This is a genomic window from Nocardia sp. NPDC058705 (genome assembly GCF_042749305.1).
Classification (GTDB): domain Bacteria; phylum Actinomycetota; class Actinomycetes; order Mycobacteriales; family Mycobacteriaceae; genus Nocardia.
Genome location: NZ_JBHYRN010000001.1, coordinates 596,473 through 612,900 on the forward strand (window position 1 = coordinate 596,473; position 16,428 = coordinate 612,900).

General features: G+C 68.2%; 16 protein-coding genes. 6 read left to right on the forward strand and 10 right to left on the reverse strand.

The features are described 5' to 3' along the window. Positions 1–65: 65 nt before the first annotated feature. The 6 genes from lnt to ACFW6D_RS02615 form a co-directional block, all read right to left on the reverse strand. Entirely contained in the window at positions 66–1,634 is a 1,569-nt protein-coding gene (gene lnt, locus ACFW6D_RS02590) for an apolipoprotein N-acyltransferase (RefSeq protein WP_379324233.1), read from the reverse strand. Positions 1,635–1,851: 217 nt separating this feature from the next. Then, positions 1,852–3,444 (reverse strand): amidohydrolase, encoded by a 1,593-nt coding sequence (locus tag ACFW6D_RS02595; RefSeq protein WP_379324008.1) that lies wholly within the window; start codon positions 3,442–3,444, stop codon positions 1,852–1,854. Positions 3,445–3,614: 170 nt separating this feature from the next. Further along, positions 3,615–3,818, reverse strand: coding sequence for a hypothetical protein (locus ACFW6D_RS02600; RefSeq protein ID WP_379324010.1), 204 nt, complete (start codon positions 3,816–3,818; stop codon positions 3,615–3,617). Positions 3,819–3,864: 46 nt separating this feature from the next. After that, on the reverse strand, positions 3,865–4,356 hold the full coding sequence (locus ACFW6D_RS02605) for an FxsA family protein (protein WP_379324012.1): 492 nt from the start codon (positions 4,354–4,356) through the stop codon (positions 3,865–3,867). A 72-nt stretch (positions 4,357–4,428) separates the two neighbouring features. Next, positions 4,429–5,088: a response regulator gene (locus ACFW6D_RS02610; RefSeq protein WP_379230437.1), complete on the reverse strand. Its 660-nt coding sequence runs from the start codon at positions 5,086–5,088 to the stop codon at positions 4,429–4,431. 21 nt (positions 5,089–5,109) lie between these two features. Further along, positions 5,110–6,285 carry a sensor histidine kinase gene (locus ACFW6D_RS02615; RefSeq protein WP_379324014.1) on the reverse strand — a complete coding sequence of 392 codons (1,176 nt, stop codon included), beginning with the start codon at positions 6,283–6,285 and terminating at the stop codon, positions 5,110–5,112. Between the two features lie 118 nt (positions 6,286–6,403). Here ACFW6D_RS02615 and ACFW6D_RS02620 point away from each other — a divergent pair, with 118 nt between their 5' ends. After that, positions 6,404–7,171: a TSUP family transporter gene (locus ACFW6D_RS02620; protein ID WP_379324016.1), complete on the forward strand. Its 768-nt coding sequence runs from the start codon at positions 6,404–6,406 to the stop codon at positions 7,169–7,171. Here the strand turns inward: ACFW6D_RS02620 and ACFW6D_RS02625 are convergent. Next, positions 7,168–7,818 carry a helix-turn-helix domain-containing protein gene (locus tag ACFW6D_RS02625; RefSeq protein WP_379324018.1) on the reverse strand — a complete coding sequence of 217 codons (651 nt, stop codon included), beginning with the start codon at positions 7,816–7,818 and terminating at the stop codon, positions 7,168–7,170. The two genes, ACFW6D_RS02620 and ACFW6D_RS02625, sit on opposite strands and share 4 nt — an antisense overlap. Positions 7,819–7,964: 146 nt before the next feature. On the opposite strand from ACFW6D_RS02625, the gene ACFW6D_RS02630 reads away from it, so the two are divergent. The 3 genes from ACFW6D_RS02630 (at position 7,965) to ACFW6D_RS02640 (ending at position 11,856) form a co-directional block, all read left to right on the forward strand. Then, positions 7,965–9,494: a TldD/PmbA family protein gene (locus ACFW6D_RS02630; protein ID WP_379324020.1), complete on the forward strand. Its 1,530-nt coding sequence runs from the start codon at positions 7,965–7,967 to the stop codon at positions 9,492–9,494. 8 nt (positions 9,495–9,502) lie between these two features. Beyond that, positions 9,503–10,882 carry a metallopeptidase TldD-related protein gene (locus ACFW6D_RS02635; RefSeq protein WP_379324235.1) on the forward strand — a complete coding sequence of 460 codons (1,380 nt, stop codon included), beginning with the start codon at positions 9,503–9,505 and terminating at the stop codon, positions 10,880–10,882. A 155-nt stretch (positions 10,883–11,037) separates the two neighbouring features. Beyond that, positions 11,038–11,856, forward strand: a complete 819-nt coding sequence (locus ACFW6D_RS02640; protein WP_379324022.1) for an HAD family hydrolase — start codon at positions 11,038–11,040, stop codon at positions 11,854–11,856. Here ACFW6D_RS02640 and ACFW6D_RS02645 read toward each other — a convergent pair. Then, entirely contained in the window at positions 11,849–13,000 is a 1,152-nt protein-coding gene (locus ACFW6D_RS02645) for an erythromycin esterase family protein (RefSeq protein ID WP_379324024.1), read from the reverse strand. The two genes, ACFW6D_RS02640 and ACFW6D_RS02645, sit on opposite strands and share 8 nt — an antisense overlap. Before the next feature lie 81 nt (positions 13,001–13,081). Here ACFW6D_RS02645 and ACFW6D_RS02650 point away from each other — a divergent pair, with 81 nt between their 5' ends. Continuing rightward, a complete protein-coding gene (locus ACFW6D_RS02650) occupies positions 13,082–13,813 on the forward strand; it encodes a MerR family transcriptional regulator (RefSeq protein ID WP_379324026.1) in 732 nt (243 codons plus the stop codon). 5 nt (positions 13,814–13,818) lie between these two features. Here the strand turns inward: ACFW6D_RS02650 and ACFW6D_RS02655 are convergent, their stop codons facing one another. Both ACFW6D_RS02655 and ACFW6D_RS02660 read right to left on the reverse strand, forming a co-directional pair. After that, positions 13,819–15,108: an acetyl-CoA C-acyltransferase gene (locus ACFW6D_RS02655; protein ID WP_379324028.1), complete on the reverse strand. Its 1,290-nt coding sequence runs from the start codon at positions 15,106–15,108 to the stop codon at positions 13,819–13,821. A gap of 76 nt (positions 15,109–15,184) precedes the next feature. After that, positions 15,185–15,565 carry a PPOX class F420-dependent oxidoreductase gene (locus ACFW6D_RS02660; RefSeq protein WP_379230454.1) on the reverse strand — a complete coding sequence of 127 codons (381 nt, stop codon included), beginning with the start codon at positions 15,563–15,565 and terminating at the stop codon, positions 15,185–15,187. Between the two features lie 122 nt (positions 15,566–15,687). On the opposite strand from ACFW6D_RS02660, the gene ACFW6D_RS02665 reads away from it, so the two are divergent. Continuing rightward, positions 15,688–16,401, forward strand: a complete 714-nt coding sequence (locus tag ACFW6D_RS02665; protein ID WP_379324030.1) for a glyoxalase — start codon at positions 15,688–15,690, stop codon at positions 16,399–16,401. Positions 16,402–16,428 lie beyond the last annotated feature (27 nt).

Genomic DNA, 16,428 nt, shown 5'->3' on the forward strand with positions numbered 1-16,428 from the left:
GCTCAACGAATTACACCGCTGAAGCAGCAACTTTGCGCCGCTTCCCCCCGGCTGAAACAAACCGCTTATTCAGAATTGTCCGAACTTCGCACAAGGTGCGTCGGATTCGCACGGCGGCGTCGAAGTAATAGCGATCCGACACCGATCGCGGTCAGGATAACGGACGCGAGTTCGGGCCATGCACCGATTCGGGTTGCGATTGTCGTCGTGTCGCGCAGCGGTAGCTGGGACACCAACGCAGCGGGAACGATCTGCTCGGTGCTCTGCCTGAGCACGCCGTCTGCGGTGATGATCCCACTGACACCCGTGGTTGCTGCGACCACGAGCGCGCGCCCGTGTTCGACCGCCCGCACCCGCGACATGGCGAGTTGTTGATATGTCATCTCGCTCTCGCCGAACGTCGCGTTGTTGGTCGGCACCGTCAGCAATTCGGCGCCCGCGGCGAGCGAGTCCCGAAATGCCCGATCGAAGGCGACCTCGTAACAGGTCGCCACCCCGATCGGCACACCGGCGGCCGTCACCGTTCCGTCACCATTACCCGGCACGAAATAGCCCGCGCGGTCGGCATAGGAGGAGAACAAACGGAAGAAACCACGCATCGGCAGGTATTCGCCGAACGGCTGGATGATCTTCTTGTCGTGCCGATCCCCCGGACCGGCCGCGCCGTTCCACACGATCACCGAGTTGGTGGTCGTGCGGTCACCGTTCACCAGGACTGCGCCGACCAGGATCGGGGCGCCGATCTTCACCGAGGCTTCGGTGATCTCGGCGGCGGCGTCGGCGTTGCGCAGTGGATCTATATCGGAGGAGTTCTCGGGCCAGATCACGATGTCGGGCCGCGCGGTGAGTCCGCGGGTGACGGCGTCGGCCAGTTCCTCGGTGCGGCGGACGTGGTTGTCCAGCACGGCGCGGCGCTGGGCGTTGAAGTCGAGCCCGAGCCGCGGCACACTGCCCTGGATGGCGGCGACCGTGATCGTCCGGTTGCCTGCATCCGGGTCGGGCAGCGTCGGCCGCAGGATCACTGCGGCCAGGGGCATGATAGCCACTGCCACTCCCGCGGTGGCAAATCCGGTGCGCACGGCGCGGGTGTTCGGGCGTGGCGCGGGGGTACGCGACCAGGCGAGCAGGCGAAGTGCCAGGGCGGCGAGACCGGTGCCGGTCAGCGCGACCGCGAAGCCGACCAGCGGTGCGCCACCGTAGGCGGCCAGTGGCAGGTACCAGCCGTCGGCCTGGCCGAAAGCGACACGCCCCCATGGGAATCCGCCGAACGGAAAGCTCGACCGGAGCCATTCGGTCGCGGTCCATGCCAGCGCGAGCCACACCGGCCACCCCGGCAGCGCGCTCAACCACCGGGCGAGCACACCCCAGAGTCCGAAGTACACCGCGCAGACCGTCGAGAGTGCCAGCCACGGCACCGGCCCCACATAGATCCCGGTCCACGGCAGCAACGGCACGAAAAACGCCAGCCCCCCGAGCATCCCGTACCCGAACCCACCGCGCGCCTTGCCCGGCCCACGCACTGCGAGGGTGAGCAGCGCGAGGGCCACCGGTGCGAGGAACCAGAACGGGCGCGGCGGGAAGCTGCCGAACAACAACAGCCCACCCGCGATCGCGGCCAGCATCCGCAACATCATCAATTCGGTGCCGGTGGACTTCGGATCGGCCGACTCCGGACGCGATCCATGCGCCTTTCGGGAATGCCCGGTAGCCGACTCCGACGCACCGGGAGCGACATCGCCGACGGCAGATGTCGATTCGTCGGCGGATGTGGAGTCGGGACGGTCGCCCGTCGCGGGGTCGATCATGGTGTGGTGCTCCGTGATTCGTTGCGGGCGTGGTGCTGACGGCTGGTCAGGCTGTGTAGATCGGGACGCCGTCGCGCACGGTGCGCAGGCAGGTCGGCAGGTCTACGCCGGGGTCGAGGCGCGGGAGACCGGGGACGCGGGAGCGGGGGTCGGTGGACCAGCGCTGGACGGTGTCGGCGGCCGCGGCGACGACGAGGTCGCCCGCGTCCCAGACGGCGTAGGAGGCGGGGGCGCCGGGGACCAGGGTGCCCGCCAGACCGTCGCGGACGCCGCCCGCTCGCCAGGCGCCACGGGTGGCTGCGGCGAAAGCTGCGCGGGGCGAGAGTCCGTGGCCGGGTGTGCGGTGGTGGACGGCCGCGCGTACCTGTTCCCACGGGTTCATCGCGGTGACGGGTGCGTCGGAGCCGATGGCGAGGGAGATGCCCGCGGCCGCCATCGCCGAGAAGGGGTTCAGACCGGCGGCGCGTTCGACGCCGAGTCGGGTCGCGTACATCCCGTCGGGTCCGCCCCATGCGGCGTCGAAGCCCGGCTGCACGGACGCGGTCACGCCGAGCGCGGCGAGTTGTTCGATCGCGCCGGCGTCGGTCATCTCCGCGTGTTCGACCCGGTGTCCGCGTGCGGCGATCGCCGGTCCGCCGAGTTCGGTTGCCACACGGGCGAATCCGGCGACCACCGTGTCCATCGCGGCGTCGCCGATGGCGTGGAAGCCCGCTTGGATTCCCGCTTCGGTGCAGGCGCGGATGTGCGCGGTGACGGTCTCTTCGTCGAGGAAGCTCTTGCCGCAGCCCGCCGCGTCGGCGTAGGGCTCGCGCAGCAGCGCGGTGTGCGAACCGAGCGAGCCGTCGACGAACAGGTCACCGCCGAGGGCGTGCACACCGAGCTCGTCGATCAGCGCGCGCGCTTCGTGGGCGGTGCGCACGGCCTGACCCCAGTAGGCGCGTACTGCCACACCGTGTTCGAAAGCGAGGAGTTCACGAATGTCGTCGCGGCCGGAGATATCGGGCCCCGCGCACTCGTGGACAGCGACGATGCCGTGTGCCGCCGCCGCGTCGAGTGCGGCCTTGCGCGCTGAATCACGTTGGGTGAGAGTGAGTTCGGCGAGCGCGACCGTGCGCACCCGGTGGTGGGCGTCGGCGCGCAACAGCTCACCACGCCGGTATCCCTCGCCGAGTTCGCCGGTCGCGTCGAGCAGTGCCGAGGAAGCGACGGCCGAATGGGCGTCGACGCGCGCCAGGTACACGAGCCTGCCAGGACCGGCAGCTTCATCGAGTTCGGCGACCGTCGGCGGACGTTGTTCGGGCCAGGAGGTGTCGTCCCAGCCCTCGCCGATGATCACCCCGTCCGGCTGGTTCGCGGCGTGGGCGCGCACCGTCTGGAGCAGTTCGGCCAGGGATCCGGCGGCGCTCACGTCGAGACCGGTCAGCTGGAGTCCCAGCGCGGTGACGTGCACGTGCGGGTCGACGAACGCGGGCGCCACGAACGCACCGGCGAGGTCGATGATCTCCGCATCGGGGTGCATCGCGCGCCCTGGCGCCTCGGCTCCCAAAAACACAACGGTGCCGTCGGTGACCGCCATCGCGGTCGCGTCCGGGGAGCTCGAACTGTAGAAACGACCGCCGATCAGCAACTGGGTACTCACGGTTGCCCAGTCTGCCGTATCGACGGATCGTCACCCCGGCAGGGACAGTCTCAGCTCGACGGTGACCGCATCGGGTCGACGGTGACCGCATCGGGTCGACGGTGACCGCATCGGGTCGACGGTGACCGCATCGGGTCGACGGTGGCCGCGTCAGCTCGGCGGCGACGGTCTCAGGTCGGTAGCGAGAGTGCGGCGCGCACTTCGGCGTCACTGAACCCGGCGGAACAATGCCCGCCCGCCTCCACGGCGATCAGTTCCAATCGCCATGCGGCGGTGGTGAAATCCGACATCGACTGCCCGGCAGCGGCGCTCGCTCTGCGCACCGCGTCGGCCAGTTCCTCGCTCACCGTAATGGTGATCTGCTCGGTGGCCATACGGGCACTCTAGACCCTTCACCGACGAGCGCGGGCATGTCGCGGATCAGGCAGGGCCGAGCGCACGGGGACCTGCGGTGTGACCGTCGTCGTACCACTGCCCGACCACATCGCCGTCGACCACATCACCGTCGGCGTCCACGACCATGCCCCGATACGGCGAGGGCGCGAACGAGGGCAGCGGACCGAAACGCCGGGTACCGAGCTTCTCCAGCGCCGGTCGCAGCAGCGCCCTGGTCGGTGGGAACAGCGCGAGCAGGCCGATGACTCCGGTCACCAGGCCCGGCACGAACAGCAGCACCGATCCGGTGGCGACGATCACCCCGTCGGCGACGGCGCTCTCGGCACTCACCTCACCGCGTGAGGCCCGCCGGAATCGGTCGAACACCCGCCTGCCCTGCCGTCCGAGCAGCACCAAGCCCACGCCGGAGACCGCGACGAGCACGACCAGCGCCCAGCCGATGCCGATCAGCTGGGCGAGAGCGACGAGGGCGGCGATCTCGACGACGAGGTAGAGGACGAACAGCAGGGCGGTCATGGCGATCCTTTCGGACGATCTACTCCGTCAACGCACGAGCGCCCGATTTTTCTCCCGGGCGGGCAGGCGGGTTCAGGCACCCGGACGCACCAACCCGGTTTCGTAGGCGAGGACCACCGCCTGTACCCGGTCGCGCAGGCCGAGTTTGGTGAGCACCCGGCCGACGTGTGTTTTCACGGTCGCCTCCGACAGGAACAGGGCGGCGGCGATCTCGGCGTTGGAGCGGCCGATCGCGATCTGCTCGAGCACTTCGCGTTCGCGGGCGGTGAGGACGTCGAGGATCTTCGGGTCGCGCAGGCTGGTCGGATCCTCGGCTACCAGCCGGTCCAGCAGCCGCTTGGTGACTTTGGGCGAGACCACCGCGTCACCGGCGGCGACGCTGCGGATCGCCGAGATGAGGTCTTCCGGCGGGGTGTCCTTGAGCAGGAACCCGCTGGCGCCGGCGCGCAGGGCTCCGAGGGCGTGTTCGTCGAGGTCGAAGGTGGTCATCACGAGCACCCGAACGCCCTCCCCCGCCGCGACGATCCGGGCGGTGGCGGTGACGCCGTCGACAACCGGCATCCGCACATCCATCAGCACCACGTCGGGGCGCAGTTCGCTGGCCCGCCGCACAGCCTCGTCACCGTTGCCCGCTTCGCCGATCACATCGATGTCGGGGTGCGCGCCGAGCACCATCTTCAGGCCCATTCGCATGAGTTCTTGATCGTCCACCACGAGCACGCTGATCGGCATTGCCCCACCATAGTGGGCGGATCAGTCCGTTTCGGCGCGCAGCGGGAGGTCGGCCCGCACCTGCCAGCGGCCGTCGTCGAGCCTGCCCGCGTGCAGGGTGCCACCGAGCACCGCGACTCGTTCGCGCATCCCGACCAGGCCCATCCCGGTCCCGGGGATCTCGGCGCCCGCGCTCACCTGGGCGGGTACGCCACCGCTGTCGGTGACCTCGACGAGAATGTCCTCCTCGCGCCGGTGCACCCGCACCACCGCCTTCGGCTCCGCGCCGGCGTGCCGCAGGGTGTTGGTGAGCGATTCCTGCACGATGCGGTGCACCCCCAAACTCACCTCGGGGGCGATGTCGTCGAGTTCACCGGTCAGCTCGAGGTCGACGGCCACCCCCGCCTCGCGCATCATCTGCGCCAGCTTCGCGATTCCCGCGCTCCCGTGTTGGGGCAACATCTCCGGTGCGTGCTCGGTGCGCAGCAAGGCGACCGTGCGGCGCAGTTCGCGCAGGGCGTCGCGGCCGGTTCCCGCGATGGTCGCCAGTGCGCGTTCGGCGGTTTCGGGGTCCTGGCGCAGGGCGTATTTGGCGCCGTCGGCCTGGACGATGATCACGCTCACCGCGTGCGCGACCACGTCGTGGAGTTCGCGGGCGATGCGGGTGCGTTCGGCGGCGACCGCGTCGTGCGCGCGTCGTTCCTTGTCATAGTCGGCGACCGCCAGGCGCGCCGCGACCTCGGAGTCGTAGGCGTGCCGGGCCCCGTTGAACTCGGCCAGTGTCCAGCACAGCGCGTAGATGAGCACGACCATCGCCAGATCGCCGCCCTTGGGCTCGTCGAGCAACACGACCGACGTCACCAGATCGAGCACGAGGAAAACCAGGTAGACGATCCCCTCACGCCGCCCCACGTAGGCGACCAGTGTGTAGAGCATCACCCCGAGCCCGATCAGCGCGACATGGTCGGTGGCCTGATCATCGGTCAGATAGCCGAACAGGGTGTTGACCTGCGACAGCACCAGCATCGCCGCCGCCACCGCCCGCGGATACACCCGGCGCAGGATCAGCGGCAACGGCAGAATCACCGAGAAGATCAGATAGACGACCTTGTTGCGTTCGTCGCCAACGCCGAGGGCATCGAGGAACAGCAGCAATCCCGCGAGAATCGAATCGGCGACGATGGGTCGTCCGCGTAGCCACAGGCTGAACCGGCGCACCGGCTCAGCCTAATGTGCGCAGACGCGAAGCGTTCCGCAGCCGCGCACGGCCGGAGCGAAGGCGGAGGTACGCGTAGCCCGGCTGGCTTTCCGGTCGTGATCTTGATTGCCTGAACGGGTGCAAATCGGAGACTGGACGGTCCTGCTGATGGCCGCGGCGGCAGCGGGCTGGGTCGATGCGGTGGTCGGCGGTGGCGGGCTGATCATCCTGCCGACGCTGTTGCTCGTCGTCCCCGGCATCACGCCGCAGACCGCCCTCGGCACCAACAAGCTCACCTCGCTGGCGGGCACATCGACCGCGGTGGCGACCTTCGCGCGCAAGGTGCCGATGCAGTGGAAGGTGCTGTTGCCCGCCGCGGTGCTCGCGGCGATCACCTCCGCATGCGGTGCGGCGGCGGTCTCGCTGATCGACCGCGACCTGTTCATTCCCCTGGTCATGGTGGTGCTCGTCGCGGTGGCGGTATTCGTGACCCTGCGTCCCTCGGTCGGCCTGACCATGGCCACCCACCCGCCGACGCGACGCAAGGTGATCCTGGTGGTGGCGCTGGCCGCCGGTCTGATCGGCCTCTACGACGGGCTGCTCGGGCCGGGCACCGGCACCTTCCTGATCATCACCTTCGCGACCCTGCTCGGCACCGAGTTCGTGCGGGCGGCGGCGATGGCGAAGGTGATCAACTGCGGGTCGAACCTGGGCGGACTGCTGTTCCTCGGCGTGACCGGACACGTCCTGTGGGGCCTCGGCGCGGGCATGGCGGTGGCCAATGTGCTCGGCGCCCTGGTCGGTTCACGGATGGCACTGGCCAGGGGCGCCGGGTTCGTCCGGATCGTCTTGCTGGTGGTCGTGGTGGTGATGGTGATCCGGTTGGGGTGGCAGCAGTTCGGCTAGTGCACCGGTTCCGGTGGCGCGGAGGCGGCGAGCCAGGGCTGCAGAACCCGCGAGGTGGTCTCGTGGATCTTGCGATGCAGGCGTTCCCCGTCGTCGATGCCGTGCTGGGGTTGTTGGAACAGCACCGTCAACGCGCCCGACACCGCGCCGACCACCGCACCAACCAGCGCCGCGGCGCCGACCTCGTCGAGTTCGTGGGGGAACGCGATGTGCAGTTGGTGCGCGATCTCGCGCTGGGCGACCAGTTGCGCGTGCGCGGCGCGACCGCTCACCGAGGGAACAGTGCGTGAGACCCGCGCCCGCAGCGCCGCTACCCGCGAGCCGACGTCATCGACGAGGTGTTCGCCGGGGTCGTCGCCCGCGGCCCGCAGGGCCCGCAGCAACACCTCCACCGGTCGCTCGCCGGGGCGACGCGTGGCGATCGCGGCGACGGCCGCGCGCACCCGTTCGTCGGGTTCGGGGAAGAGCAGTTCTTCTTTGCTCGCGAAGTAGTTGAAGAAGGTGCGGGTTCCGACCTCTGCCTCGGCGGCGATGTCGGCGACGGTCGTTTCCTCATACCCTCTGGCCTCGAACAATTCGACGGCGGCCAGAAGGATCGCCCGACGGGTTCGTTCCCTTTTTCGATCGCGCAAGGCAGATGGCGGCACGGCGGGCACCCTACGGCATTTCCGGCATCGCTCGCGGGAGGAGCAGGGTCCGCGCGTCACGGTAACGACTGCCGCAACCGGCTTTTCGCGCGCCTGGAACCGGCTCCGGCGCACATGTGTCGGTGGCACCGGTTAGCGTGGGTCCGGTGAGTACCACGACTTCCAGAGATGTGGACGAGGAGTTCCGCGCGCTCGGGCTCGGCGCACTGGCCGAGGCCGCGTTGTCGGCGGCCCGCGCGGCAGGCGCCGAACACGCCGATCTGCGCGTGCAACGTCTGGTGACGCAGTCGATCCGGTTGCGCGACGGGCGCGTCGAAGCGGTCACCGACGCGACCGAACTGGGGCTGGCGGTGCGCGTGATCATCGACGGCACCTGGGGTTTCGCCTCGCACGCCGCGCTCACGCCCGCGACCGCCGCCGAGGTGGCGCGCCGGGCGGTGAACGTGGCACGGGCATTACGTTCGCTGAACCGGGAACGTGTCGAGCTGGCCGACGAGCCACGCTATGACGATGTCTCGTGGGTTTCGACGTATGAGGTGGACCCGTTCGCGGTGCCGACCGCCGACAAAGTGGCTGTGCTGCAAGACTATTCGGGGCGTCTGTCCGCGTCCGACGGTGTCGACCATGTCACCGCCTCGGTTCTGCAGGTCAAGGAGCAGACCTTCTACGCCGACACCGCGGGTTCCTCGATCACCCAGCAGCGCGTGCGCCTGCACCCCCAGCTGGAAGCGGTCACCGTCGATTCCGCGTCGGGTGTCTTCGAGACGATGCGCACCCTCGCCGCACCGGCTGGCCGTGGCTGGGAGTACGTCACCGGCGCCGACGGAACCTGGGACTGGACAGGCGAACTCGCGCAGATCCCGGGCTGGCTGGCCGAGAAGGTGAAGGCGCCGAGCGTTGTCGCAGGCCCCACCGATCTGGTGATCGATCCGACGAACCTGTGGCTCACGATCCACGAATCCATCGGTCACGCCACCGAATACGACCGGGCGATCGGCTACGAATCCGCTTACGCGGGCACCTCGTTCGCCACCCCGGACCAGCTCGGCACGCTGCGATACGGCACGCCGATCATGCATGTCACCGGTGACCGCACACAGGTCAACGGCCTGAGCACCGTCGGCTACGACGACGAAGGCGTCGCCGGCCAGCAGTGGGACCTCGTTCGCGACGGCATCCTGGTCGGCTACCAACTCGACCGTGTATTCGCCCCGCGCCTCGGACTCGACCGCTCCAACGGGTGCTCGTACGCCGATTCGCCGCACCATGTTCCGATCCAGCGGATGGCGAATGTGTCGCTGCAGCCGGATCCGTCGCGTGACACCACCACCGCGGAGCTCATCTCCCGAGTCGAGGACGGCATCTACATCGTCGGCGACAAGAGCTGGTCGATCGACATGCAGCGCTACAACTTCCAGTTCACCGGCCAGCGCTTCTTCCGCATCCGCAACGGCGAACTCGACGGCCAACTCCGCGATGTCGCCTACCAGGCCACGACCACGGATTTCTGGGGGTCGATGGAAGCGGTCGGCGGGCCGAGCACCTGGCAGCTCGGTGGTGCGTTCAACTGCGGTAAAGCCCAGCCCGGTCAGGTGGCGGCAGTAAGTCACGGCTGCCCGTCGGTGCTGGTGCGCGGGGTCAATATTCTCAATACCCGGACGGAGGGCGGTCAGTGAACGAGGGTCTGTTCCCGGCGGGCGCGGTGGTCGAGTGTGCGCTGGCGGCGTCGAAAGCCGACGAGGCGATCGTGATCGTCACCGATGCGCACGAGGCGTCGCTGCGGTGGGCCGGCAATTCGATGACCACCAATGGTTCGTCGGTGTCGCGGGATTGGGCGGTGATCTCGGTGTTCCGCGAGGGGCCGAACGTCGCGCGGGTCGGGTCGATCAGCTCCACCAGTGTCGATCCCGCCGAGATCGAGACCGTGGTGCGCGCCAGCGAGGAAGCCGCCCGCACGGCCGCTCCGGCGCGCGACGCGATGCCGCTGCTCGAACCGACCGACGACGACACCGCCACCTGGGATCAGGCGCCCGGCGCCACCGAGATCGAGGTGTTCGCCGGGCTGGCGCGTGACCTGTCGACCGGTTTCGACGGCACCGACCGCCTCTACGGTTTCGCCCACCACCAGGTGCACACCACCTGGCTGGGCACCTCGACCGGAATCCGGCGGCGGTTCAGTCAGCCGACCGGTTCGGTGGAGATCAACGGCAAGCGTGGTGAGGGCAAGGACCTGGCGAGCGCCTGGGTGGGCGTCGGCACCGCCGATTTCACCGATGTCAACACCCCGGGCCTGCTCGCCGAACTGTCCCGTCGCCTGGACTGGTCCAAGCGTCGCGTCGAGCTGCCCGCGGGTCGCTACGAAACCCTGCTGCCGCCTTCTTCGGTCGCCGATCTGATGATCTACCTGGCGTGGAGTATGGAAGGACGCGGCGCCCACGAAGGCCACACCGCGTTCTCCCGTGCCGGTGGTACGCGAATCGGTGAGCGGCTCACCGACATTCCGCTCACCCTGTACTCCGACCCGAACGCGAGCGGCCTCGAATACCGCCCCTTCGTGGCGACGCCGTCGTCCTCGGAGTCGCTGTCCGTGTTCGACAACGGTCTGTCCGCGCAGCGCGTCGACTGGATCGGCAGCGGTGTAATCGAATCACTGGTCTACCCACGCGCCACCGCCGCCGAATTCAGTGCCCCCGCAACGATTCCCGGCGAGAACCTGCTCCTCACCGGCGGCGGCGACGCGTCCCTCGACGACATGATCGCCCGCACCGAACGCGGCCTGCTCCTCACCTGCCTCTGGTACATCCGCGAAGTCGACCCCGCCACCCTGCTCCTCACCGGCCTGACCCGCGACGGCGTCTACCTGGTCGAAGACGGTCAGGTAACCGGCGCGGTCAACAACTTCCGCTTCAACGAAAGCCCCCTCGATCTCCTGCGCCGAGTCTCGGAAGCAGGCGCCACCGAGATCACCCTCCCCCGCGAATGGAAAGACTGGTTCACCCGCACCGCCATGCCACCCCTGCGGATCCCCGACTTCCACATGTCCTCGGTGAGTCAGGCGACCTAACCGGGTGCTGACGCGCGTCGTTCGCCCTCGCGGCAGCGCTGGTCGGCCCCCTGCGGCGAGACGGTCGCGTCCCCGGTCTTCGCCGAGCGGCAGGGTCACGTCCGCGGGCGCTGGACGCCTGTCGGCTGCCGGGCGGCACATGACAGCATGATCAAGTGACCAGTATTCGGATGTTCGCTACCGACCTCGACGGGACGCTGCTGCGCTCCGATCGCACCATCTCGACGCGCACCGCCGACGCCATGGCGCGGGCGCAAGCGGCGGGGATCGAGATCGTGTGGGCGACGGCGCGGGCCCGGCATTCGGTGCACGAGTTGGCGCAGTCGTGTGGTTTTCGCGGTAAAGCGGTGTGCGCCAACGGCGCTGTGTTGCTCGACCTCGCCGACGGCACCCCGAAGATCATCGATACCGTCTCGATCGATGACGGTGCGGCGGGCGTGGTGATGGAGCAGATCCGCGGGCTGATTCCGGGGGTCGTGTTCGCCAATGTCGGTGCCACCCGGTTCGTCGCCGAGCCTGCCTATGCCGCGCTGTGCGAGTTCAGCGATCATCACCGGCATCCGCACGAGATGGAGTTGTCGCAGACCTTGCCGACGGGGCTCGAAGCGATGGTGAAAATCGTTGCTCGCCATCCCGAGTTGCCCGGTGCGGAGCTGTATCGGACGGCCGTGGCGGTCGGGATCACCGGCGTGGAACTCACCCACTCCGGTGCCGCGTACATGGAGATGGCCGCCGAAGGTGTGTCGAAAGCCAGTGCGCTGGCACGGTTGTGCGCGCTCGACGGCATCGACCTGTCGGAGGTCGCGGCCGCCGGTGACGCGCTCAACGACGTCGCCATGCTGACGTGGGCGGGGACCGCGCTGGCGCCTGCCAACGCGGTCCCCGAGGTCATCGCGCTCGCCGACCGGGTGCTCCCGACCAATGACGAGGACGGAGTCGCCTCCTACCTGGAGGAACTGGTCGCGGCTAGCTGACCGTGGTCGGCGCCCGACCCACGCTGAGATGCAGGATCGTGTCCGTGACGTTCACGGTGTCCGCGTCGAGGGGAAAATATCCCTGCTCCTGCGTGGCATCGGTGCGGGCGTCACAGGATCCGAGTTCGGCCGCCGAGATCAAACCCCAGGTGTCGATGCGGTTCTGCAGCGTGTGCTCGAAGGTACCCGGTGCGGGTTCGCCGAGTTCGAGGCCGTCGCTGCGCCCCAAACTGCCCAGAACGACCGAATAGTGCGGGCCCAGTAGCGATCCGGCGATCGCCCCCGCACCGGACCAGACTAGTTCCATCGGCCCCATCCGCATGATGCTGGTGTTGCGCCGCAGGTGCAGGTTGTGCGAATACACCAGGGTCGGCCCACGGCGCGCTTCGATCGACCGGATGTCGAGGAGGTTCTGGGCCATGAGCGCGTCACGGGAGGCGGCCAGGCTGTTCCAGCGCACACCGTCCTCGGTCGGTGCGGCCGCCTGCCGGTGATAGCGGAGCAGGCCGATACCGGCGGTGAGATGGATTATCGCCCTTCGCCATTCGTCGAGCGAGGTGGCCGCGATCCGTTCCGGCGCGCGGGTGTAGAGCAGGGTGAGCATGTCGTCGGCCATCACCCGCAACTGCTCGGCCTCGACACTGGCACCGGGCGAGACTTTCGCGTCAAGGACCGCTTCGCTGCGGCTCCATCGCTCGTCGTCACCAGCGGGCCCGGCGATGTCGAAGTCGAGTTCGAGGTAATCGCGGGCGAATTCGAGGTAGGTGCGCGGGCTGGGCGCGCTCATCGTTTCCATCGCGGCGTCGAATCCATAGAAGCCGACCTGATCGTCGGCCGGTCGACCCGCATTGTGATCGCGCAGCCACGCGACCAGCTCACGGTTGCCGGTGAGTTCGCCGAAATCGTGCGAGAAGCCTGTCCGCATCACGTCGTCGAGGGCACCGTCGCCGCCCCGGACGAACTCGTCCACGGCGAGCGCGGCAACCCGATCCGTTTCGAGCGCGACCGACCGGAATCCTCGCGCCACCAACTCGACGAACAGTTCATTGCGAACCGCTGCGAAGCCGGGTTCTTTGTGTGTCGGTTCCCCGAGCGCGAGCAGCTCGCAGGATGAAGGGACGAAGTCGCTGATTTTCTGACTCATGTCTATCAATCGTATCGTTGAAAGAACGATGGAGACTTGACCTGGAGCTACTCACCGAACATGTCGTAAAGTCTCAAACCAGTGAGAACCCTGAGACCGAGCGACCTGGCCCGCGAGCACGCGATCTCGACCCAGGCAGTCCGCAACTACGAACAAGACGGCTGCCTACCCCCGGCCGAGCGCACCCCCACCGGCTACCGGATCTACACCGACCTGCACGCCACCGCGTTGCGCACCTACCTCGCCCAGATCACCGCCTACGGCCACGCCACCGCGGGCCACATCATGCGTGCCCTGCACTCCGACGACCTCGACAAAGCCCTCACGACCATCGACCGCAGTCACAGCCAACTCCTGCGCGACCGCGAAACCCTCACGTCGGTCCGCCGAGCCGTCGACCACCTCATCTCCGAATCCCGCTCTGACACAACGCTTTCAGCGAATACCAGAACAATCGGCGAACTCGCCCACCACCTCCGGGTCACCCCCGCCACCCTGCGAGCCTGGGAAGCAGCCGGGATCCTCACCCCCACCCGCTACCCCACCACCGGCTACCGCCACTACAACGCCACCGACCTCCGCGACGCCGAACTGGCCCACATCCTGCGCCGAGGCCACTACCGCCTCACCCACATCGCCACCGTCATCGCCCAGATCCGCGCGGCGGGCAGCACCGAAGCCCTCGCAAGCGCGCTCGACAACTGGCAGGCAAAACTCACCTCCCAGGGACTCGCCATGCTCGACGCAGCCGCCGCGCTGAGCCGCTACATGGATATTCGGGCGCACCGTCCCCGCCCCGGTGCGCCCGACTGACCAACTCAGATTCGTTCGAGCACCGCCGACGCGCCGATCCCGCCTGCCGCGCAAATCCCCAGCAGCGCAGTCTCTTTCCCGGTGCGCGCCAGTTCATTGGCCATCGTGGTGACCATGCGGGCACCGGTCGCGCCGAAGGGGTGGCCCAGCGAAATCGAGCCGCCGTGCACATTCAGTTTGTCGATGTCGACCGACCCGACGGCCTCGTCACGGTCGAGGCGAGTCTTGGCCCATTCGGCACTCTCGAGCATCTTCAGCACCGAAAGAGTCTGGGCTGCGAAGGCTTCGTGGATGTCGACCAGGTCGATATCGGCCAGGGTCATACCCGCCTTGTCGAGGGCGCGCGGCATCGAGATCGCCGGTCCGATGAGGACCTGGTCGGCGGGATCGACGCTGACGAAACTCCAGGACCGGAACGCGGCCTGCGGGGTGAACCCGAGGGCGCGCGCCTTCTCCTCGCTCATCAGCAGAACCGCCGACGCGCCGTCGGTGAGCGGACTGGCATTGCCTGCCGTGACCGTGCCGTTCTTCTCGAAAACCGGCTTCAGGGCGGCGAGCTTCTCGATGCTGGTGTTCGCGCGAACGAGTCCGTCGGTCTCGATCAGCGTGCCCGACGGCGTGGTGATCGGCACGACCTCGTCATCGAAACGCCCCGAGGCGATCGCCGCCGCGGCCCGCTGATGCGAGCGGGCAGCGAAAGCGTCTTGATCGGCGCGCGAGATGCCGTTGATGCGCGCCATCTTCTCCGCGGACTCGCCCATCACCTCACCGGTCGTGCGCTCGGAGATCTTGGGCTGGCGCGGCAGGATGTCGGTGAACGGCGCGAGCTGGCGGACCACATCGAGGTAGTCCATCGCCTTCGGCTTGCCCAGCGCCACCGGCGCGACCGCGTGCACGACCTTCTGCGGCAGCTTGATCTCGGCATTGCTGGTGGAATCGCTGCCGCCGGCGATCATGATGTCGTACTCGCCGCGCTCGATCGCCGCGGCCGCTGAGGTCACCGCCTGCAGACCCGAGGCGCACGCACGAGTGACCGTGTAACCCTCGCAACCGAAGTCCAGGTTCAGGTCGAGGGCGATCTCGCGCGCGATGTTCGGCGCGTGACTGGGCAGAACCACCCCGCCCCAAACGATCGACTGGATCTCGCCGGGCGCGATTCCGGTCCGCTCGATCAGCCCTCGGACGGCCGCACCGGCCAGGGCGATGCTGTCGAGGCGGGTGAAATCGGTGAACGCGCGCACGAACGGAGTCCGCGCGCCCGCGACGACGACGGCCCGGTTGCGTTTCACGGCCATGTGAGTCCCTTCGGAAGTGTTACCGAAGACTCACAGTATCCGATACCGGCGGTTCTACATATCGGATCGACGCAAATCAGGCGGGCGTGATCTCGATGCCGATCGTGCCCGCCTTGCCGCGGCGCAGATTGCTGGCGAGGATCACCAGCGGACCGGTCAGCCAGTATTTCCGGCGCAGCGCCGAGCGGACCTGCTCGGTTTCGGCGGCGTCGAGCAGGCGTGCGGTGCCCTGCACCACGGCACCGTGTGCATCTCCGCGCGCATTGCACGGTTGCAGAGTCACCTCGGGGTTGCGCCGGATGCGTTTGACCTTCCAGCTGTCGGTGACCGTCCAGACCAGCAGCTTGTCCTCGCGGGCCACCGCCCAGACGGGCGTGCCCACGGGAGTGCCGTCCTTGCGGAAGGTGGTGAGGAGTACGAAGTTCGCGGTCGCCAGTTCGCCGAGACGGTTGGTCATGCCCGCAGCCTAATCGGCGCGGGCCCGGTGCGTTCCTCGTGCGTGGCAAGAAAGTATGGGCGCTCGCGCGGAACTGTTCGTAACCTCGGACGCGAATCGACTTCTCGGCGAAAGGCCCAACGATGACCGATACCGCGGTGCCCCTGCTGTGGAGCGGCGACCTGCCCAGCACCCTCGAGTTCTATCGCGCGCTCGGCTACACCGTCACCCATGAGCAGACTCGCCCATACGTCTACGCGGCGATCGAGCAAAACGGCTGCGCGCTGCATTTCACCCCCGCCCCGCCGGGCATCGAGCTGCCGGTGGAACGTGCCGCGTCCCTGCTGATGGTCGACGATGTCGCCACGCGCCATGCCGAATACACCGCCGCCCTGCGCGCCCATTACGGCAAGATCCCGAGCAAGGGATGTCCGCGAATCACCCGATACCGACCCGGCCAGTCCCGTTTTTCCCTCGTCGACCCGGTCGGCAACACCGTCCTCGTGATCCAGCGCGACGAGCCGATGGAACTGGACTACGGCGGTTCTCGCGAGCTGGAAGGTTTGGCCCGCGTCCTCGACAACGCCCGCATCCTGCGCGATTTCAAGAACGACAACCGCGCCGCGACCCGTGCCGTGGAAGCCGGCCTGCACCGCTTCGGCGCCACCGCGACCACACTCGACCGGGCCCGCGCCTACGCAGCCCTCGCCGAACTCGCCATCACCACCGAGGACACCGACCGGCTCGCCCACTGGAAATCCGAATTCGACAGTGTCGAACTGACTTCCGAGGAACGCACGGCGATCATCACCGGCTCCTCCGATCTGCTCTCGGCTTGGCTCATCGCGACCGACTGAACCGGCGGTCTGCCGGTAGGCTCCGGT